Here is a 23295-nt window from a genome sequence, read left to right as displayed (position 1 = left end):
CTCGCGCAAATCGCCACGCCGGATGGAATTTTTGCGCGCGTGCTGGAGTCATTGAAGATGCATGCAGAAAGACTTCCCCGTTGCACGCCACTGAACTCAGCCAAGGACAGACGATGACCTTCTTTATATTCCTCCTGGCTTGCGCCGCTGCCGCCAGCACCGGTGTCATTTTCAAGCCCGGTGCCTGGTACGAATCCCTGGTCAAGCCCGGCTTCACCCCGCCCAACTGGCTGTTCCCGGTGGCCTGGAGCATTATCTACCTGCTGTTGGCCTGGGCCGGTTACCGCTTGAGCCTGATCCCCGACAGCCAGCCGGTACTGGCATTGTGGGCGGCGCAGATTGCGTTGAACACGCTGTGGACACCGGTATTTTTCGGTGCGCATCAGTTGCTCGCCGGTATGCTGATCATCGTGTTGTTGTGGCTCACCGTCGCCGCAATGGTGGTCTTGGCCGTGCGCCTGGACCTGATTACCGGGCTGATCCTGTTCCCGTACCTGGCGTGGCTGTGCGTGGCGGCGGCGTTGAATTTCTCGATTTTGCGCAATAACCGCTGATGGCCCATAAACCCTGGCCCGCCAGTGCGCCTGAACTGGCTCAAATGCGCCGCTTCAACCAAAAGCTCACTTGGCTGCCGCGCTTCAAAATCCGCAATCGCGTGACACCGCGTTTGATTCAGGCGCTGTTGCGGGTCAGTCAAACGCTCAAGCGGGTGCCGCTGGCCGAGACTCAATTCGTGGGCGCAGTCCCCGTGCGTATCTTGCGGCCGAGCGGCAAGCCCAAGGGCGTGGTGCTGGATATCCACGGCGGCGGTTGGGTGATCGGCAATGCGCAGATGGATGATGACCTCAACCTGGGCCTGGTGAACGCGTGCGAGGTGGCGGTGGTGTCGGTGGATTATCGGCTGGCGGTCGATACACCGATAGAAGGGCTGATGGAGGATTGTTTGAGCGCCGCGCGCTGGCTGTTGGGTGACTGCGCGGAATTTGCCGGGTTGCCGGTGATTGTCGTGGGGGAATCGGCCGGTGCGCACTTGGCGGCGGCGACGTTGCTGGCATTGAAGCAGTGGCCGGATTTGCTCCAGCGCGTGAGCGGTGCGGTGTTGTATTACGGCGTCTATGATTTGACCGGCACTCCCAGCGTACGCGCGGCGGGCCCGCAGACGTTGTTGCTGGATGGGCCTGGAATGGTGGACGCGTTGCGCAGGCTGACCCCAGGGTTGAGCGATGAGCAGCGGCGACAGCCACCGTTGTCGCCGTTGTATGGCGACTTCAGCGGGTTGCCGCCGGCGTTGATGTTTGTGGGGGCATTGGACCCGCTCAAGGATGACACCCTGCTCATTGCTGAGCGCTGGGGGACGGTGGAAGCCCATCTGCTGCCGGAGGCGGCTCATGGGTTTATCCATTTTCCGTTGGCGATCGCCGAGAACGTACTGGCCTATAGTCGGGCGTGGGTCGCGCGCCGGATCGCTGTAGCACCGTAAACCTGCCGCGGTTCTTGCCTGATGGGCCCTTGCTTCAAGAGGTACCCATCATGGGCTTTCGTATGACGGGCCTTGCCCTAATGCCAGTCAGTCAAGGAGGAAAACGAAGCGGGCTTGTTGTGGCGAGCGGGCTTGCCCCGCGTTGGGCTGCAAAGCAGCCCCAGTAAGGCCACCGCGTTTATACAGGCCTATTAAATCGTCAGGTTTTGGGGCCGCTTTGCACCCCAACGCGGGGCAAGCCCGCTCGCCACAACAAGCCCGCTTTCCACAATTAGCCCGCTCTCCAGAGTTACCGTTTTTCTCCTTGACTGACTGGCATTAGGGCTCGCCCCCGATGACACTGTTGGGCCGCGTTGTTAAATCTCAGTTCGAGCGCAACCGCAGTATCTGCGCGCCGTCGAACGGGTCTGTCAGGTAATGCGCCTGCACGCCGAAGGTTTCCTGCAAGCGTTGCGGCGTCAGCACCTCCAGCGGTTTGCCCAGTGCCACCAATCGCCCATGATCCAGCACGGCCAGGCGGTCACAGGTCAGTGCCTGGTTGAGGTCGTGCAGGGCGATCAAGGTGGTGACGGGTAATGCCTGCACGCCTTTCAAGATCGTCAGTTGATGCTGGATGTCCAGGTGATTGGTCGGCTCATCCAGCAACAGGATCTGTGGCCGTTGCGCCAGGGCGCGGGCGATGTGCACGCGTTGGCGCTCACCGCCGGAGAGGCTGCGCCAGGCGCGTTGGCTCAGGTGGGTGGCGTCGACGTCGTGCAGGGCCTGGCGCACGATGCGATCGTCTTCGCTGGACCACGGGCTCAGCGCCGACAACCACGGTGTGCGGCCCAGTGCCACGGCATCGAATACGCGGATGGCATCGTCGGTGTCGGCCTGTTGTTCCACCACCGCCAGGCGCTGCGCGATGGCGCGGCGGGACAGCGCGCCCAAACGCTCACCACCCAGGTGCACCTCGCCGCTGGCCGGTGCGCGCAAGCCGGCGAGCAGTTTGAGCAGGGTCGATTTGCCGGAGCCGTTCGGCCCGACGATACCCAAGGTTTCCCCCGACTGGACTTGCAGGTGAATATCGCGCAGCAACTGGGCCTCTCGCACCTTGAAGCCCAGGGCCGTGCAGCTCAGCACCGTCATCGCGCATTCCTCCGGCCGATCAGGATCAGCGCAAATACCGGCGCGCCGACGAGTGCGGTGACCACGCCCACCGGAATGACCTGGCCCTTGATCAAGGTGCGTGACAGCACATCGGCTGTAATCAAAAACAATGCGCCTCCCAAGGCGCTGGCCGGCAGCAGGCGTGAGTGCCCGGTACCGAGCAACAGGCGTGCGGCGTGAGGGATGACCAGGCCGACAAAACCAATGGAGCCGACAATCGACACCATCACCGCGGTGACCAACGCCGCGCAGCCCACCAGCACAAATTGCACGCGGCGCACCGGGATGCCGAGGGACGCCGCCGAGTCGCTGCCGAAGGTGAATGCATCCAGTGCGCGGCGGTGCCACAGGCACACCGCCAACCCCGCGACGGCCACCGGTACCGCCAGCCACACCGACGACCAACGCACGCCGCTGAGATTACCCAGCAACCAGAACAGGATGCCGCGCGCCTGTTCGGAGCTGGCGGACTTGGTGATCAGGAACGCGGTCAGCGCGTTGAACAGCTGCGAACCGGCGATGCCTGCCAGGATGATCTGGCCGGTGCCGCTCGACGACCCGCTGGCCCGGGCGAGCAAAATCACCAGCGCAAACGCCGCCATCGCCCCGGCAAAGGCGCCGGCGGACAGCGAGATCAAGCCACCGCCGACCCCCATCAGCACCACCAGCACCGCGCCGGTCGAGGCACCGGCGCTGATGCCAAGCAGGTAAGGGTCGGCCAAGGGGTTGCGCAACAACGACTGCAGAATCACCCCGCATGTGGCCAGCCCCGCACCGCAGGCGGCGGCGACCAGCGTGCGAGTGAGGCGATAGTTCCACACCACGCCTTCGTCGATAGGGTCCAGCGCGTAGCCGGCGGCCCACAGTTTATTAGCCAACACCTGGAGCACTACCTGCGGCTCGATGGCGGTTTCGCCGATGGCTACGCCGGCCAGTATGGCGATCAACAGCAGCGCCAGGGCGAGAAGCGTTCTGCTCATTTGGGCAGGTCGTAGCTGTCGATGGCGCTCGCCAGTTGGTCGAGCCCATCGAAAGTACGCACGCTGGCCTGTAGGGCCATGGCGTCGAGGATGATGATGCGGTTGTGTTTCACCGCGTCCATGTTGCGTGTCACCGGGTCGCTGCGCAGGAAGGCCAGTTTCTGTTCGTAGTTGTCGGCCGGGTAGCGGCGGCGGTCCATGCGCGCGATCACCAGGAAGGTGGGGTTGGCTTTGGCGAGGGTTTCCCAGCCGACGGCGGGCCACTCTTCATCGGACTGCACCACGTTGTGCAAGCCGAGGGTTTGCAGCATGAATTCGGGGACACCCTTGTGGCCGGCCACATAGGGATCGCTGGCCATTTCGGCGCTGGAGAACCACACCAGCGCACTGGCCTGCTTGAGGCCCTTGTTGCGGGCGGTGGCGACGGACTTGGCCAGGCGCGCCTTGAGCGCCTCGTTCAGTTGCTGGCCGCGGTCCGGCACGTCGAAAATCTCGGCCAGTTGGCTGATGCTTTTATAAATGGTGTCGATGCGGAACGGCTCCAGGCGTGTGCCGTCGGCGCCCACCAGGTTGTTCTTGCCTTCGCAGTCGGACGGCAGCAGGTAGGTGGGGATCTTCAATTCATGAAACTGCTCGCGGGTGCCGACCACGCCTTGTGGGCCAACCACCCATTCCAACTCGGCGGCCACCAGTTGCGGGCGCTTGGCAATGACCGCTTCGAAGCTTGGCTCATTGTTGGCCAGGCGCTCGATGGTGTCGTTCTGTGCCTTGAACTGCGGCAACACGTTGTTGAACCACAACGCCGTGCCGACCACTGTGTTGCCCACACCCAGGGCGTAGAGCATTTCGGTCGCCGCCTGGCCAATGGTTACGCTGCGGGTGGGCGCTTGCTGAAAGGTCAGAGTGCTGCCGCAGTTCTCCAGCGTCAGCGGGTAGTGGGTGGGCGTCGCCTGGGCCAGGGCACAGAAGCCCAGGCCGGTGAGCAGGGCGGTAACGCGTGGCAGCATGGGGCAATCTCCTGGGAGCCGTACGTGGAACTGGGGAGGTACGGTTCGGAAATACGCCCTCGGACGCTGCAGTGGAGGCAGCCAAGGATGTCCTTCCCGGACACCCCGCCGGTTAGTGGTTTTACTGGGCCGGCAGGTCTCCTGACTGATGCGTCGTCACCCGGCTCCAGCCTTCCCGGAGGGTATCCAGTGGCGTTGAGGAGCAGGCTCGGCATCTACAGTTGCGGGGGCAGTTCCGATTGACGCGGGGGTACCGCGCTTCGGATTCCCTATTAGTCCCGTTTGGGAACCGGCGCGGTATGGTAGTCGATTGGGCTGGGGAGGGGGAACCGAATGGCGGCTTTCTGTAGGAGCGTGCAGGCTCGTGCCCACATAAAGCCGCGGTAGCCGGTCAGAGGCGTATATCTTCAGGGCCGCGGATCAGTGCTTCAATTCGCGTCCCCGTGGCGCGCTCTTCATTGCTGAAACCGTCGTAGTCGGCCAGGTTGGCGAAACGGATGCCGGTCAATTGCTCGATCTGGATCACACTGCGCCGGTAGGTCCGCAGTTGGCCAAATACCAGATCAAGCTGACCGAGTTCACGGCTCTGGTCGATCATGTAGGCGCTGGCAGAGGGCTTGCCGTCGTCGCCGAGGTAGGCCACCACTTTCCAGAATGCCTTGGGGATTTTCACGCCGCGGTAGACACGGTCGTCATCGGCCAACACCGGGCCGGTAAACACCGTGGCCCGGGCCTTCCAGCGTTGTGTGTTGTCGAGAATGTAGTCTTCGAGCTCCAGCCAGGTCTTCTGGTTGAACCCGCTCATCTGCGGCGAGCAATTGGTGAAATGGAACGTATCGAGGTTGGCGGTGTTGGCCTCGTCGCCCCAGTTGGGATCCTGTCGTCGCACCAGGTGGCCGCGATCCAGGCCGTTGTTGGTGTAGAGCTCGTCGCCGATCTGCGCGCTGATGGGCAGGCGGCCGTCGTAGGCCCAGGTGTCGTTGCTGCGAACGATATCCACCGCCTGTCTGCCGTCGATATTCACGCCCACATAGAGCGCCATCCGTCGGGAACGTGACAGGGTCACCGAGAAATGCGTGTAGTCCAGGCGCAGCGGCTGGACGTCAGTTGCCAATGCCTCATCCACCGTGGGCCACGGCACGGCGAAGCCGCTGAGAAAGTCGGGTGCGTAGCCACGCCGGTCCTGCAAATCCTTGGCGGGCGTCACACGGGGCGTCGCCGCCCTGGCTTCCATCAGGCTGGGGGTGGCCGGGATCAACGGGCGTAGATCGACGAGCCGGGGGCGGTGGGTCAGGTCAATTTTGGCTTTGCGTGCTGGCATCGCGAGTTCCTCGCAGTCTTGGGTAAACACGACTGCAACACAGGTTCATGACAATTAGGGCCAGGTGCCCGCAGCAGGGCTATCCTGAACCGGTGACCCGGACGTTCATTACCCGCCAAAAGGAGCCAGCCCATGTGTGTTCGCCACCCGCGCCAGGCGATTTTCTGCCTGATCCCGCCTTACATCCTCGACCAGATCGCGCGTAACGGTAATAAAACGCAACGGGACGTCGCGTTACGTACCCGTGCCAAGGACAGCACGTTCCGCTCGTTGCGCATGGTCGCCGAGCCCGCTCATGGCCCGGCCCGTATGGCCTTGTCCATGGGCGCCGGCAAACGGCGTTCGATCTACGGCGCCGAGGGCACGGATAGCCTGCCAGGCAAGCTGATCCGCGGCGAAGGGCAGCCCGCCAGCGGCGATGCGGCGGTAGACGAAGCTTATGACGGTTTGGGCGCCACGTTCGATTTTTTTGACCAGGTCTTCGACCGCAACTCCATCGACGATGCCGGTATGGCGCTGGACGCGACCGTGCATTTTGGCCAGAACTACAACAATGCGTTCTGGAACTCGACCCAGATGGTGTTTGGTGATGGCGATCAGCAATTATTCAACCGGTTCACGATCGCGCTTGATGTGATTGGCCATGAATTGGCCCACGGCGTGACCGAGGATGAAGCCAAGCTGATGTATTTCAATCAATCCGGCGCCTTGAACGAGTCGTTGTCGGATGTGTTTGGCTCGCTGATCAAACAGTACTCGTTGCAGCAGAAGGCGCAAGATGCCGATTGGTTGATCGGCAAAGGGTTGTTTACCGACAAGATCAAAGGCATTGCGCTGCGCTCGATGAAAGCACCCGGTACTGCCTTTGACGACAAGTTGCTGGGCAAGGACCCACAACCGGGGCATATGGATGATTTCGTACAGACTTACGAGGACAATGGCGGGGTGCATATCAATTCTGGCATTCCCAACCATGCGTTCTATCAGGTGGCCACGAAGCTGGGTGGGTTTGCCTGGGAACGTGCGGGGCGGATCTGGTATGACGCATTGCGCGATGCGCGCTTGCGGCCGAACTCAGGGTTCCTGCGCTTCGCGCGGATTACCTACGATATCGCCGGTCGACTGTATGGCGCGAACAAGGATGAGCAGAAGGCGGTCAAGGAGGGCTGGAAAGCGGTTGGCATTCATGTGTGACAAACCGCCTGTGCGGTGAGGAGCAGCCATGCAAATTTCGATCAAGGAAAACGGCGGGCCGGCGTTTTTTCCGGGGCTGGCCAAACCTCGTACGGTGCAGCTGGACACGCTGCCCGAGCCGGACCAGCAGGAATTGCGGCAACTGATCGAGGCGTCAAACTTCTTTGAGTTGCCGCAAAGCACCGCGCCAGAACCCGGCAACCCAAGCCAGGTGCATTACACGTTGACCGTGACGGAAGGCGAGCGTGAGCACACGGTCTGCGTGCTGGCGCCGGTGAAGTCGCAGGCGCTGGATGGGCTGGTGCAGTGTGTGCGGCGGCATATTCGCTGTTGAGGCAGGCTCAGGGCCTGCCCGAACTTACTTGCGATCCAGCCAAACGGTCTGCGCGTTGCAGAACTCGCGCACGCCAAAGTGCGACAACTCGCGACCGAAGCCGCTCTTCTTCACGCCACCAAACGCCACCCGAGGGTCGGAGACGCTGAAAGCATTCACGAAGATCCCGCCGGTTTCCAGCTGGTTCGCAATGTCGCGGGCCTTGGCTGAATCCCTGGTGAAGATGCTCGCGGTGAGGCCGAACTCGCTGTCATTGGCCAGGGCCACGGCATGGTCGGCGTCGCGGGCGGTGATGATCGAGGCCACGGGACCGAACAGTTCCTCTTTGAACGAGGTCATCTGGTCGGTGACGTCGGCCAGTACGGTCGGCGCGTAGTAGTTGCCGGCGCCGGCTACTTTGTCGCCGCCCAGCAGCAGGGTCGCGCCTTGCGCCAGGGTCGCCTGGACCTGGGCGTGCAGTTCGTCGCGCAGGTCGAAGCGGGCCATGGGGCCGACGTAGGTGGCGGTCGAGGTCGGGTCGCCCATTACCAGGGCGCGGCTGGCTTCGACAAACTTGGCGGTGAAGGCCTCCACCACACCCGCTTCGACGATCAGGCGCTTGGCCGCGGCGCAGACTTGGCCGCTGTTCTGGAAGCGGCCGATCACGGCGGCCTGGACGGCGGCATCGAGGTCGGCATCGTTGAGCACGATGAACGGGTCGGAACCGCCCAATTCCAGTACGCATTTCTTCAGCGCGGCACCGGCCTGGGAGCCGATGGCCATGCCGGCACGCACGCTGCCGGTGAGGGTGACGGCGGCGATGCGCGGGTCGGCGATGGCTTTTGACACGCCTTCCTGGGTCACATTGAGCACTTCGAACAAGCCTTCGGCGAAGCCGGCTTTGTCGAACGCGGCTTTCATCAGGTAGGCGCTGCCCATGACATTCGGCGCGTGTTTGAGCACGTAGGTGTTGCCGGCGAGCAGCGTCGGCACCGCGCCGCGCAGGACTTGCCACACCGGGAAGTTCCACGGCATCACGGCCAGGATCGGGCCCAGCGGGCGGTATTCGATATGGGCGGTGCCGTTGTCTACCAGGGTCGGTTCCGGGGCGAGCATGGCCGGGCCGTGGGCGGCGTACCACTCGCTGAGCTGGGCGCATTTCTCGATTTCGGCACGGGCCTGGACGATGGGTTTGCCCATTTCCAAGGTGATCATCTGTGCCATCTCTTCGGCTTGATCACGCAGGGCACCGGCCAGGGCCAGCAACAGGGCCGAGCGCTCGCTGACCGGCTGGCGGCGCCAGGTGCGGAAGGCGTGGGTGGCACGGTTGAGGGCGGCGTCCAACTGGGCTTCGGTTTCGTAGGGGTAGCTGCCGACCGTCGCCCCGGTAGTGGGGTTGATCGACAGGGCGTGGGTCTGGTGGGTGATAGCGTTCATGGCACCGTCCGGCTGAATGAGTGGATTGGGGTCAGCCTACGGGGCTGCATCTTTTCTGGAAACTGAATAATATTGAGCAATACATTCACGATTGGAGAATGATTTGGATCTGGTGCAGCTGGAAATCTTCAAGGCCGTTGCCGAGCAAGGCAGCATCAGTGCCGCGGCGCAGTTGATTCATCGGGTCCCGTCGAACCTGACCACGCGCATCAAGCAACTGGAGCAGGATCTGGGCGTGGAATTATTCATCCGCGAGAAAAGCCGCCTGCGCCTGTCGCCAGCCGGGTGGAACTTCCTTGGCTATGCGCGGCGCATTCTTGACCTGGTGCAGGAAGCCCGCGCGACGGTGGCGGGGGAGGAGCCCCAGGGGGCATTTGCCCTCGGTTCGCTGGAGAGCACGGCCGCGGTGCGCATTCCGGCGTTACTGGCGGCGTACAACCAGAAGCACGCCAAGGTCGAGCTGGACCTGAGCACCGGGCCGTCCGGGACGATGATCGAAGGCGTGTTGTCGGGACGCCTGGCGGCGGCGTTTGTGGATGGGCCGGTATTGCATGCCACCCTGGAAGGCGTGGCGGTGTTCGAGGAAGAGATGGTGGTGATTGCGCCGTTGCAGCATGCGCCGATCACCCGCGGGCAGGATGTGAACGGGGAGAGCATCTACACCTTTCGCTCCAACTGTTCCTACCGGCACCATTTCGAGCGGTGGTTCTCACAGGATGGCGCGGTGCCGGGCCGCATCTTCGAGATGGAGTCCTACCACGGCATGCTCGCCTGCGTCAGTGCCGGGGCCGGCCTGGCGCTGATGCCGCGCAGCATGCTGGAAAGCATGCCGGGGTTTACCACGGTGAGCGTGTGGCCGCTGACGGACAGTTTCCGCCTGTTGCACACCTGGCTGATCTGGCGACGGGGCACGGTGTCGCAGAGTTTGAACAGTTTTGTGAAGTTGCTGGAGGAGCGCGGCCACTGTAGGCGCGAGCTTGCTCGCGAAGGTCGTTAACGATAACGCGGGCATTCTGGATAAACGCGGTGTCCCTGCGTTTTTCGCGAGCAAGCTCGCTCCTACTACTGCGGGTCGTGTTCAGCCGCCGAATTGCAGGGTGCCCATGGCCAGTTTCGCCATGAGTGCCGTCGCGCCCAACTGCACCAGCCACAACGCCAGGCCACCCAGGAACACACCCAGCGCCACTTGCAGCACCAGGCTTTTCTGGCGCTTGGCTTGCGGCGCGCGCGGAGCGAAGTACTCCTGGTCGTCTGGATCGGCGTGCAGGTTCAGGTCGTCGTTTTTCATAGGGCTCTCACAGCAAAAGGGCAATCGGTGCTCAGTCTAGGGGAGCAGGGTATTTTCCGACAGGCATTAAAAAGGGAAGCCACGGCTTCCCTTCGTATAACGCCGTCAGGCTTATAGAACCTGAACAATCGCCTTTGTTACCGCACCGATGTTCGACTGGTTCAACGCCGCCACACAGATACGCCCGGTGTCCAGCGCGTAAATACCAAACTCGGTGCGCAAGCGGGTGACTTGCTCCACGGTCAGGCCCGAGTAGGAGAACATCCCACGCTGGCGGCCGACGAAGCTGAAGTCGTGGCCCGGAGCAGCCTTGGCCAGCTCGGCCACCATTTGCTCACGCATGCCACGGATGCGCAGGCGCATTTCGGCCAGCTCGGCTTCCCACTGGGCACGCAGTTCAGGGTTGTTCAGCACCGCCGCCACGATCGCTGCGCCGTGGGTCGGCGGGTTGGAGTAGTTGGTGCGGATCACGCGCTTGACCTGGGACAGGATGCGCGCGCTTTCTTCCTTGGACTCGCTGACGATCGACAGTGCGCCCACGCGTTCGCCATACAGGGAGAACGACTTGGAGAACGAGCTGGAGACAAAGAAGGTCAGGCCGGATTCCGCGAACAGGCGCACGGCAGCGGCGTCTTCGTGGATGCCGTCGCCAAAGCCCTGGTAAGCCATATCGAGGAACGGTACCAGGTTCTTGGCCTTGACCACGTCCAGCACGTGTTGCCAGTCCGCCGGGCTCAGGTCGACGCCGGTCGGGTTGTGGCAGCAGGCGTGCAGCACCACGATGGACTGCGGCGGCAGGGCGTTGAGGTCTTCGAGCAGGCCGGCACGGTTCACGTCGTGGGTGGCGGCGTCGTAGTAGCGGTAGGTCTGCACCGGGAAACCGGCTTTTTCGAACAGTGCCTGGTGGTTTTCCCAGCTGGGGTCGCTGATGGCAACCACGGCATTGGGCAGCAGTTGCTTGAGGAAGTCGGCGCCGATTCTCAGGGCACCGGTACCGCCGACGGCTTGCGCGGTGATGACGCGGCCGGCGCCCAGCAGTGGCGACTCAGCGCCAAACAGCAGTTTTTGCACGGCCTGGTCGTAGGCCACGATGCCGTCGATCGGCAAGTAGCCACGGGCAGCGTGTTGCGCCACGCGAATGGCTTCCGCTTCGGCAACGGCACGCAGGAGTGGAATCTTCCCCTCCTCGTTGCAGTAAACGCCCACGCCAAGGTTGACCTTGGTGGTTCGTGTATCGGCGTTGAATGCTTCGTTGAGGCCCAGGATAGGATCGCGTGGTGCCATTTCGACAGCGGAGAACAGGCTCATTTTTGCGGCAGCTCTATGGGGGAAAGGAGGGACGTGTCGCGCTCCAGCCGAATGCACTAGAGCGGTGCACAAACGGGGAGCTAGTATAGAGGCCATCACGCCTGAGGGCGACAGCCGAAACGGCTTTTCGGCCAAGTTTTTCGGTTTATTTGCCGACCGTTAGTCTTATTGCAACATTGGGGGGAAGGGCCGTGTAGGAGGATTACCTTGAAACCCATCACATTCGCCACCACTTCTACAGCTATCATGGTTTTTTCCTGCAACCTGCGATGAGAATTCGCGGGTTGCTGAGCTATTTCGTCCTCGGCGGTTGTCAGCCTGGGGTGACTTGAAAGAGGTACGTTATGTCGGATTTCCAGCTCGTCACCCGCTTTGAACCCGCCGGCGACCAGCCCGAAGCGATTCGCTTGATGGTCGAAGGCATCGAGGCCGGCCTGGCGCACCAGACGCTGCTCGGGGTGACCGGTTCGGGCAAGACCTTCAGCATTGCCAACGTGATCGCGCAGGTGAACCGCCCGACGTTGGTGCTGGCGCCGAACAAGACCCTGGCCGCGCAACTGTATGGCGAGTTCAAGGCGTTCTTCCCGAACAACGCGGTGGAGTACTTCGTTTCCTATTACGACTACTACCAGCCCGAAGCCTACGTGCCGTCCTCCGATACCTTTATCGAGAAGGATGCGTCGATCAACGACCATATCGAGCAGATGCGGTTGTCGGCGACCAAGGCGCTGCTGGAGCGCAAGGACGCGATCATCGTTACCACGGTGTCGTGCATCTACGGCCTGGGCAGCCCGGAAACCTACTTGAAGATGGTGCTGCACGTCGATCGCGGTGACAAACTTGACCAGCGTGAACTGCTGCGTCGCCTGACGAGCCTGCAATACACACGCAACGACATGGACTTTGCCCGCGCCACCTTTCGCGTGCGCGGCGATGTGATCGACATCTACCCGGCCGAATCCGACCTGGAAGCGATCCGCATCGAGCTGTTTGACGATGAAGTCGAGAGCCTGTCGGCGTTCGACCCGTTGACCGGCGAGGTGATCCGCAAACTGCCGCGCTTCACCTTTTATCCGAAAAGCCACTATGTGACCCCGCGCGAGACGTTGATGGGCGCCATCGAGGGCATCAAGGTCGAGTTGGCCGAGCGCCTTGAGTACCTGCGCGCCAACAATAAGCTGGTGGAAGCCCAGCGCCTTGAACAGCGCACCCGCTTCGACCTGGAGATGATCCTCGAGTTGGGCTACTGCAACGGCATCGAAAACTACTCGCGCTACCTCTCGGGCCGCGAATCCGGGGCGCCGCCGCCGACCCTCTACGACTACCTGCCGCCCGATGCGCTGCTGGTGATCGACGAATCCCACGTCAGCGTGCCGCAAGTGGGCGCCATGTATAAGGGCGACCGCTCGCGCAAGGAAACCTTGGTGGAATACGGTTTCCGCCTGCCGTCGGCGCTGGATAACCGGCCGATGCGCTTCGATGAATGGGAAAGTATCAGCCCCCAGACCATTTTCGTGTCGGCGACACCGGGGAACTACGAGGCCGAGCATGCCGGCCGCGTGATCGAGCAACTGGTGCGCCCGACAGGCCTGGTGGACCCACAGATCGAAATCCGCCCGGCGTTGACCCAGGTTGACGATCTGCTCTCGGAAATCACCAAGCGCGTGGCCCTGGAAGAGCGGGTGCTGGTCACCACGCTGACCAAGCGCATGTCCGAAGACTTGACCGACTACCTGGCCGACCACGGCGTACGGGTGCGTTACCTGCACTCGGACATCGACACCGTGGAGCGCGTGGAGATCATCCGCGACCTGCGCCTGGGCACCTTCGATGTATTGGTGGGGATCAACCTGCTGCGTGAGGGCCTGGATATGCCCGAGGTGTCGCTGGTGGCGATCCTGGACGCGGACAAGGAAGGCTTCCTGCGTTCCGAGCGTTCACTGATCCAGACCATCGGCCGTGCGGCGCGTAACCTCAATGGCCGGGCGATTCTCTATGCAGATCGTATTACCGGCTCCATGGAGCGGGCGATCGGCGAGACCGAGCGCCGCCGCGACAAGCAGATCGCCTTTAACCTGGCCAACGGCATTACGCCCAAGGGCGTGTTCAAGGACGTCGCCGACATCATGGAAGGTGCCACCGTGCCTGGCTCGCGCAGCAAAAAGCGCAAGGGCATGGCCAAGGCTGCCGAGGAAAGCGCCAAGTACGAAAACGAACTGCGCTCGCCGAGCGAGATCACCAAGCGGATTCGCCAGCTGGAAGAGAAGATGTACCAGCTGGCGCGGGATCTGGAGTTCGAGGCAGCGGCGCAGACGCGCGATGAGATCGGCAAGTTGCGTGAGCGGTTGCTGACGGTCTGATTTGCGCTGACTCAACCGGCCTCATCGGGGCAAGCCCCCTCCCACATTTGACTGCATTCTCATGCTGAGAACCGGTCCGGTGTGGGAGGGGGCTTGCCCCCGATGGCCGCGCCTCGGTTTTCCAGAAATCACCCAGGCTGTTACCATTCGCCCCTTGTTTCAATTTTCAGTTATATCGCCCATTCGAGACCTGCCATGACCACCGTCCGCACGCGCATCGCGCCATCGCCTACTGGGGATCCCCACGTCGGTACTGCCTACATCGCCTTGTTCAACTACTGCTTTGCCAAGCAGCATGGCGGTGAATTCATCCTGCGGATCGAAGACACCGATCAACTGCGTTCGACCCGTGAGTCGGAACAGCAGATTTTCGATGCCCTGCGCTGGTTGGGCATTACCTGGTCAGAAGGCCCGGACGTCGGCGGCCCGCATGGCCCGTACCGTCAGAGCGAGCGCAGCGACATCTACAAGCAGTACACCCAGCAATTGGTCGACATGGGCCATGCGTTCCCTTGTTTCTGCACCGCCGAAGAGCTCGATCAGATGCGCGCCGAGCAGCAGGCGCGCGGTGAAACGCCACGTTACGACGGCCGTGCGCTGTTGTTGTCGAAAGAAGAAGTGGCCCGGCGCCTGGCGGCTGGCGAGCCCCATGTGATTCGCATGAAGGTGCCGAGCGAAGGCGTGTGCGTGGTGCCGGACATGTTGCGCGGTGACGTCGAGATCCCGTGGGACCGCATGGACATGCAAGTGCTGATGAAGACCGACGGCTTGCCGACATACTTCCTGGCCAACGTTGTCGATGACCACCTGATGGGTATCACCCACGTGCTGCGCGGTGAAGAATGGCTGCCGTCGGCACCGAAGCTGATCCTGCTCTACGAATACTTCGGCTGGGAACAACCGCAGCTGTGCTACATGCCGCTGCTGCGTAACCCGGACAAGAGCAAGCTGTCCAAGCGCAAGAACCCCACCTCGGTGACGTTCTACGAGCGCATGGGCTTTATGCCCGAAGCCATGCTCAACTACCTGGGCCGCATGGGTTGGTCGATGCCGGACGAGCGCGAGAAGTTCTCGTTGCAGGAAATGGTCGACAACTTCGACCTGTCCCGCGTTTCGCTGGGCGGGCCGATCTTCGATATCGAGAAATTGTCGTGGCTCAATGGCCAGTGGCTGCGTGACCTGCCGGTGGAAGAGTTCGCCAGCCGCGTGCAGCAGTGGGCGTTGAACCCTGAATACATGATGAAGATCGCACCGCTGGTGCAGGGCAGGGTGGAGACGTTCAGCCAGGTCGCACCGTTGGCCAGCTTCTTCTTTGCCGGTGGCGTGAGCCCGGATGCCAAGCTGTTTGAATCCAAGAAGCTTTCCGGTGACCAGGTTCGCCAGCTGATGCAGTTGATCCTGTGGAAGCTCGAAAGCCTGCGCCAGTGGGAGAAGGAGGCGATTACCGCGACGATCCAGGCGGTGGTTGAATCCCTCGAACTGAAATTGCGCGACGCCATGCCGCTGATGTTCGCCGCGATCACCGGCCAGGCCAGTTCGGTGTCGGTGCTTGATGCGATGGAAATTCTTGGCCCGGACCTGACGCGTTTCCGTCTACGCCAAGCCCTTGATTTGCTTGGCGGTGTGTCGAAGAAAGAAAACAAGGAATGGGAAAAGCTGCTGGGCGCTATCGCCTGAGTCAGCTGCTGTAGCGGCCAAACCCCGGTTTTCCGGGGTTTGTCTGGTAAGTGATTGTTATCCCGGCAAAAATTTTTAGAAATTGTTGAAAATAAATTTGACACCTTTCTAAAGCGCCATTAAGATTCGCCCCGTCCTCACCGATGAGGGGCTATAGCTCAGCTGGGAGAGCGCTTGCATGGCATGCAAGAGGTCAACGGTTCGATCCCGTTTAGCTCCACCAATTTACAGGTTCAAGGTCTGGCCACACCGTCCTTGAATCGATCAGTCCTCAGCGCTGATCAGTTGTACAGAAGGTTTTGTCCCCTTCGTCTAGTGGCCTAGGACACCGCCCTTTCACGGCGGTAACAGGGGTTCGAGTCCCCTAGGGGACGCCAGTTTCAACAAGCAGTTCGAAAGGTCTGCTGCGCCGCCAGGCGAAAAATCGGGGCTATAGCTCAGCTGGGAGAGCGCTTGCATGGCATGCAAGAGGTCAACGGTTCGATCCCGTTTAGCTCCACCAATTTACAGGTCCAAGGTTCCGGCCACACCGTCCTTGGATCGATCAGGTCTGGTTTCAAGATCAGCCTGGTCAGTTGTACAGAAGGTTTGTGTCCCCTTCGTCTAGTGGCCTAGGACACCGCCCTTTCACGGCGGTAACAGGGGTTCGAGTCCCCTAGGGGACGCCACGATTACCCGCTCTGCGGGATTTTTAAGGGTCATTCAATTATTGAATGGCCCTTTTGTTTGTCTGGCGTTTGGGTTTCTGCCCTCTGGCCTGTTCTATTTGCCCTGACTCTTATTCCAACGTTTTGCAGGCGGCCGGTTCGGACGGGCGGTCATGCTTCTCGCTTGCGAAATATTATTATGGTAATAATATTCAACCCATGAACGACGGAGGCACACGATGAGCGATAAAAAAGCGCAAACCCGCGAACGCATTCTGCAGGCCGCCAGTGCCGCGTTGGTCCAGCGTGGCCCGGCCGAGCCGAGCGTGGGGGAAGTCATGGGCGCGGCGGGGCTGACGGTGGGTGGGTTTTACGCGCATTTTGAAAGCAAGGATGCGCTGATGCTGGAGGCCTTCAGTCAACTGCTGGCCCAGCGTCGAGCTTCGATCGACGACATGGACGAGCAACTGACCGGTGAAGAGCGTCGTGCGCTGGTGGCCGCGTTCTACCTGTCGCGCAAACACCGCGACTCGACGGCCAAAGCCTGCCCCATCCCGGCGACGGTGGGCGAGATGAGCCGCCTGCCGGACCAATTTCGCCAGGTGCTCAATGAGCATGTGGAGTTGATGGCCGCACAGTTGGCCGCCAGCCCGGAAGATACCGACAAAGCCTTGGCAGACATGGCCTTGATGATTGGTGGCCTGGCCCTGGCTCGTGCGCTTGGGCCGGGTGAATTGTCGGATCGTGTATTGCGTGCTGCCAAGTCGGCAGTGCGCTGAAAAGGGGGTTGCATAATGGGCGCATTCACATGGATTCGTAGCGTCAACGGCACCTTGGGGCGCCTGGCGCCGCACACGGTGGCCAGTAAAATGCGTCGGGTCTTCATGACCCCGCGAGACCTGCCGCCGCGTGATTGGGAATTGCCGCTGCTGGCCCAGTCGGAGCGCATCACCTTGCGTTTCGGCCTGTCGGCGCTGCGTTGGGGCCAAGGGCCGGCGGTGTTGCTGATGCACGGTTGGGAAGGGCGGCCGACGCAATTCGCCAGCTTGATCACGGCGTTGGTGGGCAACGGCTATTCGGTGATTGCCCTCGATGGCCCGGCCCATGGTCGTTCGCCGGGGCGTGAGGCCCATGTGCTGTTGTTCGCCCGCGCCATGCTGGAGGCGGCGGCCGAGTTGCCGCCCTTGCACGCCGTGGTCGGCCATTCCATGGGCGGCGCCAGTGCGATGCTGGCGGTGCAGTTGGGGTTGCGCACTGAAGCGCTGGTGAGCATTGCGGCGCCGTCCCGCTTCCTGGATGTGCTGCGCGGCTTTGCCGGAATGGTCGGTTTGCCGTCGCGGGCCCGCTCGGCGTTTATCCAGGAAGTGGAACTGACGTTCGGCATGCCGCTCAAGCACTTGGATGTCGCCCACTACCAGATGAATATCCCTGGCCTGATCGTTCACGCCGAAGACGATACCTTCGTTCCGGTCAACGCCTCGCAAGCTATCCATGACGCCTGGTTCGACAGCCGCCTGCTGCGCCTGGAACACGGCGGGCACCAGAAAGTTCTGGCTGACCCGCGTGTGATCGAAGGCGTGCTGGATCTGTTGGCAGGCCGTCGTTTACAGGAGCGCCAGACCGCCTGATACACTGCCGTGCCGACATCAATCGACTGGAGCAAGGCATGGGCTGGGATTTGGCAACGCCGTTTATCATCGACCTGCAGGTAGCCCCTGAGGACATTGACGGCCTGGGGCACGCCAACAACGCGGTGTACGTCGCCTGGCTGGAACGCTGCGCCTGGCGCCACTCCCAGCGCCTGGGGCTGGACCTGACCGAGTATCGTCGCCTGGACCGTGCCATGGCCGTGGTGCGCCATGAGATCGATTACCTGGCGGCCGGCTATGAGGGCGACGAGCTGCAACTGGCGACCTGGATCGTCGATTGGGACCAGCGCCTGAAAATGACCCGGCGCTTCCAGCTCGTCCGGCCCCGTGACGGTGCGACCTTGCTGCGCGCGCAAACCACCTTCGTCTGCATTGAACTGTCCACGGGCAAGCCCAAGCGTATGCCGACAGAGTTTCTCGACGGTTATGGCCCCGCCCTGACAGGGGGTTAACGGTTGCGCTGGGAAACCCAGTAAACTGCGCCACGATTTTTGTTGAGTGTTTTCCATGCAAATTGCCTTGGCGCCCATGGAGGGGTTGGTCGACAACATCCTGCGGGACGTGTTGACCCGCGTGGGCGGTATCGACTGGTGCGTGACCGAATTCATCCGCGTCAACGACCGCCTGCTCACCCCCGCCTATTTCCATAAGCTCGCTCCGGAACTGCTGCAAGGCGCCCATACGGCTGCCGGTGTGCCGCTGCGTGTGCAATTGCTTGGCTCCGACCCGGTGTGCCTGGCCGAAAACGCAGCCCTGGCCTGCGAGCTCGGTTCGCAAGTGATCGACCTGAACTTCGGCTGTCCGGCCAAGACCGTCAATAAGTCGCGCGGCGGTGCGGTGCTGCTCAAGGAGCCGGAGCTGCTCAATCAGATCGTCGAGCACGTACGCCGAGCAGTTCCTGCTCATATCCCGGTGACCGCCAAGATGCGTCTGGGCTTCGACAGCCCGGACGGCGCGTTGGTGTGCGCCACTGCCCTGGCCGAAGGTGGCGCGGCGCATATCGTGGTGCATGCGCGCACCAAGACCGATGGCTACAAGCCCCCGGCCCATTGGGAGTGGATCCCGCGGGTGCAGGACGTGGTCAAGGTGCCGGTGTTCGCCAACGGGGATATCTGGAGCGTCGAAGACTGGAAGCGTTGCCGCGAAGTCAGCGGCGCTGAAGACATCATGCTCGGTCGTGGCCTGGTAGCGCGCCCTGACCTGGCTCGGCAGATTGCCGCGGCGCGGGCGGGCGAAGACGTGGTGGAAATGACTTGGGCGCAGTTGCAGCCCTTGCTTCAGGACTTCTGGGTCCAGTCGGTCGCCCAGTTGACCGAACGCCAGGCGCCAGGCCGTTTGAAGCAGTGGCTGGCGATGCTGACGCGTAATTACCCCGAAGCTGTCGAGCTGTTTACGGCCCTGCGCCGCGAGACCGGGTTGGAGCAGGTGAGTCGCCTGCTGAATATGCCCCATCCTGAGTCATGCAGTAACGCTTGAGTGTTTGTTGAGGACCGCTGGGGCCACGCGTCAGCGTTTATTGTATTTCAACGTAAATGCTCCGTACCGAAAAGTACGGGGCATTTTGTGTTTGTGGGCGGTAGGGATTCACTCGGTACCCCCAGCGGTAGTGGGGTATTTGGGTGAGGGAGAGGGTGTTTCAATATTAGGCGGTAACATTGAGTAAAGTGCACGGTATTCCAGATTCAAAATAAAATGGCATGTAAGGTTTTTTGTGTTTTTCATTTTTTTAATGTGAATGAATGATTGGGTTGCTTGATGTTATTCCCGTGGACGCGGAATAACACAATAGACGGTGTTGTGGTCTCTGGAATTATGTCGGTGATTGACGTGTTGCGCGGTTTATTAGCGTGTGTGTCCTGTAAGGGCATGTCAGGCCCGTTTGATACGCGGCATTCCTCTGGAAGTCATGGGGAAAAGTCTGAAGAATCAGTTTGGTTTCCTTATATGAAGCGCGATTTCAGGAACTCGATGGCGTGATGTTCCACGAATGTAATGACTGTGAAGCAACGCCGTTGTTCGCAGCCCCTACAGACTATCGCTTCCCTGGCCAACTAACGTACGTCAGGCCGCGCTGAATAAGGAACTTGCTAATGTCGCTATCGATCAATAACTCCCCCTTTGTCAATGTTGATAAGTCGGTCTATGACCGTAGCCCAGCTTCAGCCGATGTCAATAAAAGTGCGCTGCCTGCCAAGGCAGATACTCGGGCGCCGGTTCGCAGTGACTGTTTCCAAGTTGCGCCCAATAACGTGATAGTCAATGGCGGTGCACTCACCAAGTTGTTTGACATGTTTGATATGGTCTTCAGGGCCATGCGCGAGGTGCTTTCCGGAAGAAACATAGCCGCTGATGTACTGCCCCAGTCGGGGCAATTGCCGGGCGTTAAGCCGGACGCGCGCCAGCTGCCTGTGACCCCTGACAAGGGCAACCTGCCGTTGAAACCACAGCAGCGCGACTTGCCAGGCGTGAAGCTGCCGATGGAGCCTCGGTACGTTGATCCGGCATGGGTGCGGCCTGACGAGCACGAGCACGAGCCGCATGAGGAACTGGTTTTACCTCCCCACATCAGTGTGAACAACGATGCCAAGGCCAATGTGCATGTGAACGTGAACGTCGGCCATTGCCATTGCCCGGATACGCAGTCGTTACCGGACGGCGGGTTGAAGCCGCGGGTGCTGCCGGACGTGCCCAAGCCCGTCGTGGAACCCAGGCTGAATGTGAAACCCTGGGTAACGCCCCGTCCCAAGCCTGAGGTCAAGCCAGGCGTAACGCCAAGCCCACGGCCTGAGGTCGAGCTGAATGTGAAACCCTGGGTAACGCCCCGTCCCAAGCCCGAGGTCAAGCCAGGCGTAACGCCAAGCCCACGGTCTGAGGTCAAGCTGAACATGAACCCCGACACAACACCCAGCCCGAAGCCTGAAGTCCAGTCGGATGTAAAACCCAACGTAACGCCGACGCCTGAGGTCACGCCACAGCCGGCACCTCCTGTTACCCCGGACTTAACCAGCCCAGCCCCTACGGATAATCGATTCGACCCCAGGAGTTGGCGGTTCGCGCCGCGTCCGAAGTTCATGTCCTGACCTGGCTTACTTGATCTCGATACTTTGAATAGAGCGCGTACTTCCTGAACTTAACCGTTTAGCGAAGTACCTGCTCGTGGAGGGCTGCATGTCGTGTTGTTCAATTAATAATATTGCGCGTGTCGGGGATATGCGCCAGGTACTGCCTACGGATTCTCTGAGTGTCAGTAATGACTCAACCCCGCCATCCACTAGTGCCGGGCAGGGTGTTTGTTTCGCGCCCACTGCGCAGGGAAGTACGATGGGAGTGGGTGATAATTCAGACGCTATCCAGACAATGGTGGCGCTGTTTTCCTCATTTTTTACTCAACTGATTAACCTGCTATCGGATAGAAAAGACAAAACAGTCCCCGATATACCGCCTCCGCGCCCCGAGGTGGCACCGCGAGTGGTACCAGAACCTGTGGCGCCACGGCCGGCGCCAGCGGTGTATATCCCAGGCCTTTCGAATAAGCGAAACGGCGCCAAGCCGGACAATATCTGGAGCGGGTTTCGCCAGGGGCCCGACGGCAACTGTGTGACGGTATCGGCCATCAAGGCGGCGATGTATCGATTCGGCCAAAGCCCCACGGATATTTTCAAAGAGGTGCAAAAAACGGGCGATGGTTATCACGTGGTCATGCGTGATGACTTCCGGCTTACCCTGAGTGATCGTGAATTGATTGAAGGTGCGCGGGGCGCGAAGTTTGCCGGTACCGACAGAGGCATGCTTCAGGATGCGCAGTTTCTCTTCGCCGTCAGTGCCAAGCGGGCACAGATGGAAAACAACGATCGCACGGCGGGCCGCAGTTATCAGGCTGCGATCCGCAGTTTGAATGATGGCGAGGATGAGACCGGGCCTGGGGAGGGTTTTTTGCGACTGGGATTAAGGAAACACATGAAGCGCGTCCACGTCAGTGAACTCGCTCGCGGCCAACTGGGGATGTGCAATCGAACCGGGCATTCGGTGGCGGTCATCAATGGGCGGGAGGAGTTATGGGGCAGCCCGGGCTGGGCGCCAACCCACGGTGATGCTGTAGCGCTTATGTGACTGACGTGAATGGAAGAACGCAGCAGCCCTCTGGGGCGTACTCGATCAACGCTGGGGTGGTGTGCGTGCGTCCTGGCTGCGCGTTCTGCGGTTTAGATAAACATCAGGAATCCAGTGGATGAATATCTCGGTATTGGCTCGTCCGGTGACCCCGATGGGTGTGCAAGGCCAGGGCTTGTCGGAATCTTCTTCGAAGCATGCAGGGGAAAAGCCCGCCGACATCGCCCGGGCATTTAACGCGACGCAACGTCGGTTCGGCGAGCATTTTGATTGCAGCAGCCATGCGGCGGTCATCAAGTTGATGATGATGACCTTCGGACAACATCCTGCCGGGATGTTCAACGAGGTCAAGCGTTCAGGTGATGGCTATGAAGTCACGATGAAGGATGAATTCAAGGTTCGTCTTTCGCGCCAGGAAATGGAACAGGCGGCGCAGGCCTCACGCTTTGCCGGTGAGGACGACGGTGCGGTCAGGGATGCCAACTTTGTGTTCGCCGCCTTTGTGAAACGCAAGCAGATGACCCACGGCTACTCGACGTTTGGCGCGGCCTTGTCAAAGACCGTCGAGGGCGAGACGCTCAAGCGGTGCTTGCAGGGCATGGGGGTGTACGGCCTTTCGCAGTTTGTCTCGTCGAACGACATGAAGCTCAACGGGGCGGTGGGCGTCATGCAGACGCATGACTTTGGTGCCGCGTTAGTCAAAGAGGGGGGCAGGCATCAGGACTACGGGTATGTATTGTTTGACGATAGGAAACCGCTGCGCAGCGATGCCCAGGCGGTGTCCCATGAGGGCGAAAACCCGTCGCCTGCGCAAATCTGGGAGGGGTTCTATCAAGGTGCGGAAGGTAATTGCGTCACCGTTTCAGCGATCAAGGCGGCCCTGATGCGCTTCGGGCAGGACTCCCAGGGTATCTATAAGCACATTCACCTCACCCCGGATGGCTTTGACGTGACCATGCGGGATTCCTTCAGGCTGCAATTGAGCCATGATGAAGTCAGCCAGGCGACACAAGCCTCGAACTTTCGTGGCGCCCACCCGCAATTGCTGAGCTATGCGAACTTTTTGTACGCCGTCAGCGCCAAGCGCGCGCAATTGGAGAATAACGATTCGCGGGCCGGGCAGGGTTATGCGGTGGCTTTGGAAACCCTCAACGACGGGGAAACGCCAGGGGAGGCGCTGCGGCGTCTCGGGCTGTTTGGCTATATGCGCGAAAGTACTGTTGAGGAGCTGGCAAACGGTGCGATCGGTACCCTGGCGGACCGTTTCCATTCGGTCGCGGTGGTCAACGGTGCGGTTGACTACTATGGGCAAAAGCACCGCCTGGCGTCATCGCGATGGATGAATACCGGGTTGCGGGCCTTGAAGCTGGCGTGA

The 23295-nt window shown here is 61.1% G+C and carries 21 protein-coding genes, 4 tRNA genes and 1 riboswitch; of the genes, 18 read left to right on the top strand and 7 right to left on the bottom strand.

Annotation, left to right across the window (positions count from 1 at the left end; all coding sequences use genetic code 11):
* The first annotated feature begins 113 nt into the window (after positions 1 to 113).
* Both P2T68_RS25595 and P2T68_RS25590 read left to right on the top strand, forming a co-directional pair.
* Positions 114 to 554, top strand: a complete 441-nt coding sequence (locus P2T68_RS25595) for a TspO/MBR family protein (RefSeq protein ID WP_069076632.1) — start codon at positions 114 to 116, stop codon at positions 552 to 554.
* Positions 554 to 1480, top strand: a complete 927-nt coding sequence (locus P2T68_RS25590; protein WP_277378455.1) for an alpha/beta hydrolase fold domain-containing protein — start codon at positions 554 to 556, stop codon at positions 1478 to 1480. Before P2T68_RS25595 ends, P2T68_RS25590 begins: the two co-directional genes overlap by 1 nt.
* 363 nt (positions 1481 to 1843) lie before the next feature.
* Here P2T68_RS25590 and P2T68_RS25585 read toward each other — a convergent pair whose 3' ends face one another.
* The 4 genes from P2T68_RS25585 to P2T68_RS25570 form a co-directional block, all read right to left on the bottom strand.
* On the bottom strand, positions 1844 to 2608 hold the full coding sequence (locus P2T68_RS25585) for an ABC transporter ATP-binding protein (protein ID WP_069076634.1): 765 nt from the start codon (positions 2606 to 2608) through the stop codon (positions 1844 to 1846).
* Positions 2605 to 3609 carry an iron ABC transporter permease gene (locus tag P2T68_RS25580; protein WP_024076529.1) on the bottom strand — a complete coding sequence of 335 codons (1005 nt, stop codon included), beginning with the start codon at positions 3607 to 3609 and terminating at the stop codon, positions 2605 to 2607. The genes P2T68_RS25585 and P2T68_RS25580 overlap by 4 nt, the downstream gene beginning before the upstream one ends.
* Complete coding sequence (locus tag P2T68_RS25575) at positions 3606 to 4616, bottom strand: ABC transporter substrate-binding protein (RefSeq protein WP_150056442.1); 1011 nt, start codon at positions 4614 to 4616, stop codon at positions 3606 to 3608. The genes P2T68_RS25580 and P2T68_RS25575 overlap by 4 nt, the downstream gene beginning before the upstream one ends.
* Before the next feature lie 113 nt (positions 4617 to 4729).
* Positions 4730 to 4925: riboswitch (cobalamin riboswitch) on the bottom strand.
* A gap of 82 nt (positions 4926 to 5007) precedes the next feature.
* The gene (locus P2T68_RS25570) at positions 5008 to 5937 is read right to left on the bottom strand and encodes a DNA/RNA non-specific endonuclease (protein ID WP_277378454.1); all 930 of its coding nucleotides are present in this window, start codon (positions 5935 to 5937) and stop codon (positions 5008 to 5010) included.
* A 132-nt stretch (positions 5938 to 6069) separates the two neighbouring features.
* On the opposite strand from P2T68_RS25570, the gene P2T68_RS25565 reads away from it, so the two are divergent.
* Together P2T68_RS25565 and P2T68_RS25560 are read left to right on the top strand one after the other, a co-directional pair.
* On the top strand, positions 6070 to 7131 hold the full coding sequence (locus P2T68_RS25565; protein WP_168232055.1) for a M4 family metallopeptidase: 1062 nt from the start codon (positions 6070 to 6072) through the stop codon (positions 7129 to 7131).
* A 28-nt stretch (positions 7132 to 7159) separates the two neighbouring features.
* On the top strand, positions 7160 to 7465 hold the full coding sequence (locus tag P2T68_RS25560) for a protealysin inhibitor emfourin (protein WP_024076525.1): 306 nt from the start codon (positions 7160 to 7162) through the stop codon (positions 7463 to 7465).
* 24 nt (positions 7466 to 7489) lie between these two features.
* Here P2T68_RS25560 and P2T68_RS25555 read toward each other — a convergent pair whose 3' ends face one another.
* Positions 7490 to 8881 (bottom strand): aldehyde dehydrogenase family protein, encoded by a 1392-nt coding sequence (locus P2T68_RS25555; protein ID WP_277378453.1) that lies wholly within the window; start codon positions 8879 to 8881, stop codon positions 7490 to 7492.
* A gap of 103 nt (positions 8882 to 8984) precedes the next feature.
* Between P2T68_RS25555 and P2T68_RS25550 the strand changes: the two genes are divergently transcribed.
* On the top strand, positions 8985 to 9878 hold the full coding sequence (locus P2T68_RS25550) for a LysR family transcriptional regulator (RefSeq protein ID WP_069076637.1): 894 nt from the start codon (positions 8985 to 8987) through the stop codon (positions 9876 to 9878).
* A gap of 81 nt (positions 9879 to 9959) precedes the next feature.
* Here the strand turns inward: P2T68_RS25550 and P2T68_RS25545 are convergent, their stop codons facing one another.
* Both P2T68_RS25545 and P2T68_RS25540 read right to left on the bottom strand, forming a co-directional pair.
* Complete coding sequence (locus P2T68_RS25545; RefSeq protein ID WP_024076522.1) at positions 9960 to 10169, bottom strand: hypothetical protein; 210 nt, start codon at positions 10167 to 10169, stop codon at positions 9960 to 9962.
* 111 nt (positions 10170 to 10280) lie between these two features.
* Positions 10281 to 11477, bottom strand: coding sequence for an amino acid aminotransferase (locus tag P2T68_RS25540; protein ID WP_150056164.1), 1197 nt, complete (start codon positions 11475 to 11477; stop codon positions 10281 to 10283).
* Positions 11478 to 11821: 344 nt separating this feature from the next.
* On the opposite strand from P2T68_RS25540, the gene uvrB reads away from it, so the two are divergent.
* The 13 genes from uvrB (at position 11822) to P2T68_RS25475 (ending at position 23295) form a co-directional block, all read left to right on the top strand.
* Complete coding sequence (gene uvrB, locus P2T68_RS25535) at positions 11822 to 13837, top strand: excinuclease ABC subunit UvrB (protein WP_024076520.1); 2016 nt, start codon at positions 11822 to 11824, stop codon at positions 13835 to 13837.
* Positions 13838 to 14032: 195 nt separating this feature from the next.
* Entirely contained in the window at positions 14033 to 15514 is a 1482-nt protein-coding gene (gene gltX / locus P2T68_RS25530) for a glutamate--tRNA ligase (protein WP_024076519.1), read from the top strand.
* Between the two features lie 147 nt (positions 15515 to 15661).
* A tRNA-Ala gene (locus tag P2T68_RS25525) sits at positions 15662 to 15737 on the top strand.
* A 78-nt stretch (positions 15738 to 15815) separates the two neighbouring features.
* Positions 15816 to 15891 (top strand) — tRNA-Glu (locus P2T68_RS25520).
* 49 nt (positions 15892 to 15940) lie between these two features.
* Positions 15941 to 16016 (top strand) — tRNA-Ala (locus tag P2T68_RS25515).
* 90 nt (positions 16017 to 16106) lie between these two features.
* Positions 16107 to 16182, top strand: a tRNA-Glu gene (locus P2T68_RS25510).
* A 218-nt stretch (positions 16183 to 16400) separates the two neighbouring features.
* The gene (locus tag P2T68_RS25505; RefSeq protein WP_024076518.1) at positions 16401 to 16940 is read left to right on the top strand and encodes a TetR/AcrR family transcriptional regulator; all 540 of its coding nucleotides are present in this window, start codon (positions 16401 to 16403) and stop codon (positions 16938 to 16940) included.
* 15 nt (positions 16941 to 16955) lie between these two features.
* The gene (locus tag P2T68_RS25500; RefSeq protein WP_024076517.1) at positions 16956 to 17789 is read left to right on the top strand and encodes an alpha/beta fold hydrolase; all 834 of its coding nucleotides are present in this window, start codon (positions 16956 to 16958) and stop codon (positions 17787 to 17789) included.
* 38 nt (positions 17790 to 17827) lie between these two features.
* Positions 17828 to 18262 carry a thioesterase family protein gene (locus P2T68_RS25495; protein ID WP_024076516.1) on the top strand — a complete coding sequence of 145 codons (435 nt, stop codon included), beginning with the start codon at positions 17828 to 17830 and terminating at the stop codon, positions 18260 to 18262.
* Between the two features lie 55 nt (positions 18263 to 18317).
* Entirely contained in the window at positions 18318 to 19286 is a 969-nt protein-coding gene (locus tag P2T68_RS25490) for a tRNA-dihydrouridine synthase family protein (RefSeq protein WP_024076515.1), read from the top strand.
* A 614-nt stretch (positions 19287 to 19900) separates the two neighbouring features.
* Positions 19901 to 20890, top strand: coding sequence for a hypothetical protein (locus P2T68_RS25485; protein WP_024076514.1), 990 nt, complete (start codon positions 19901 to 19903; stop codon positions 20888 to 20890).
* Between the two features lie 241 nt (positions 20891 to 21131).
* Positions 21132 to 21920: a hypothetical protein gene (locus P2T68_RS25480; protein ID WP_227496816.1), complete on the top strand. Its 789-nt coding sequence runs from the start codon at positions 21132 to 21134 to the stop codon at positions 21918 to 21920.
* Positions 21921 to 22038: 118 nt separating this feature from the next.
* The gene (locus P2T68_RS25475; RefSeq protein ID WP_102624572.1) at positions 22039 to 23295 is read left to right on the top strand and encodes a hypothetical protein; all 1257 of its coding nucleotides are present in this window, start codon (positions 22039 to 22041) and stop codon (positions 23293 to 23295) included.

This window comes from Pseudomonas sp. G11, from assembly GCF_029457515.1.
GTDB lineage: Bacteria > Pseudomonadota > Gammaproteobacteria > Pseudomonadales > Pseudomonadaceae > Aquipseudomonas > Aquipseudomonas gorinensis.
Note: the sequence above shows the minus strand (reverse complement) of the source record. Positions and strands in the feature narration are given on the sequence as shown.

What these genes read in the sequence shown, in the direction of transcription:
- P2T68_RS25595 (WP_069076632.1), top strand. Translation starts at nt 114, where the DNA reads ATGACCTTCTTTATATTCCTCCTGGCTTGCGCCGCTGCCGCCAGCACC.
- P2T68_RS25590 (WP_277378455.1), top strand. Translation starts at nt 554, where the DNA reads ATGGCCCATAAACCCTGGCCCGCCAGTGCGCCTGAACTGGCTCAAATG.
- P2T68_RS25585 (WP_069076634.1), bottom strand. Translation starts at nt 2,608, where the DNA reads ATGACGGTGCTGAGCTGCACGGCCCTGGGCTTCAAGGTGCGAGAGGCC.
- P2T68_RS25580 (WP_024076529.1), bottom strand. Translation starts at nt 3,609, where the DNA reads ATGAGCAGAACGCTTCTCGCCCTGGCGCTGCTGTTGATCGCCATACTG.
- P2T68_RS25575 (WP_150056442.1), bottom strand. Translation starts at nt 4,616, where the DNA reads ATGCTGCCACGCGTTACCGCCCTGCTCACCGGCCTGGGCTTCTGTGCC.
- P2T68_RS25570 (WP_277378454.1), bottom strand. Translation starts at nt 5,937, where the DNA reads ATGCCAGCACGCAAAGCCAAAATTGACCTGACCCACCGCCCCCGGCTC.
- P2T68_RS25565 (WP_168232055.1), top strand. Translation starts at nt 6,070, where the DNA reads ATGTGTGTTCGCCACCCGCGCCAGGCGATTTTCTGCCTGATCCCGCCT.
- P2T68_RS25560 (WP_024076525.1), top strand. Translation starts at nt 7,160, where the DNA reads ATGCAAATTTCGATCAAGGAAAACGGCGGGCCGGCGTTTTTTCCGGGG.
- P2T68_RS25555 (WP_277378453.1), bottom strand. Translation starts at nt 8,881, where the DNA reads ATGAACGCTATCACCCACCAGACCCACGCCCTGTCGATCAACCCCACT.
- P2T68_RS25545 (WP_024076522.1), bottom strand. Translation starts at nt 10,169, where the DNA reads ATGAAAAACGACGACCTGAACCTGCACGCCGATCCAGACGACCAGGAG.
- P2T68_RS25540 (WP_150056164.1), bottom strand. Translation starts at nt 11,477, where the DNA reads ATGAGCCTGTTCTCCGCTGTCGAAATGGCACCACGCGATCCTATCCTG.
- uvrB (WP_024076520.1), top strand. Translation starts at nt 11,822, where the DNA reads ATGTCGGATTTCCAGCTCGTCACCCGCTTTGAACCCGCCGGCGACCAG.
- gltX (WP_024076519.1), top strand. Translation starts at nt 14,033, where the DNA reads ATGACCACCGTCCGCACGCGCATCGCGCCATCGCCTACTGGGGATCCC.
- P2T68_RS25505 (WP_024076518.1), top strand. Translation starts at nt 16,401, where the DNA reads ATGAGCGATAAAAAAGCGCAAACCCGCGAACGCATTCTGCAGGCCGCC.
- P2T68_RS25500 (WP_024076517.1), top strand. Translation starts at nt 16,956, where the DNA reads ATGGGCGCATTCACATGGATTCGTAGCGTCAACGGCACCTTGGGGCGC.
- P2T68_RS25495 (WP_024076516.1), top strand. Translation starts at nt 17,828, where the DNA reads ATGGGCTGGGATTTGGCAACGCCGTTTATCATCGACCTGCAGGTAGCC.
- P2T68_RS25490 (WP_024076515.1), top strand. Translation starts at nt 18,318, where the DNA reads ATGCAAATTGCCTTGGCGCCCATGGAGGGGTTGGTCGACAACATCCTG.
- P2T68_RS25485 (WP_024076514.1), top strand. Translation starts at nt 19,901, where the DNA reads ATGTCGCTATCGATCAATAACTCCCCCTTTGTCAATGTTGATAAGTCG.
- P2T68_RS25480 (WP_227496816.1), top strand. Translation starts at nt 21,132, where the DNA reads ATGGGAGTGGGTGATAATTCAGACGCTATCCAGACAATGGTGGCGCTG.
- P2T68_RS25475 (WP_102624572.1), top strand. Translation starts at nt 22,039, where the DNA reads ATGAATATCTCGGTATTGGCTCGTCCGGTGACCCCGATGGGTGTGCAA.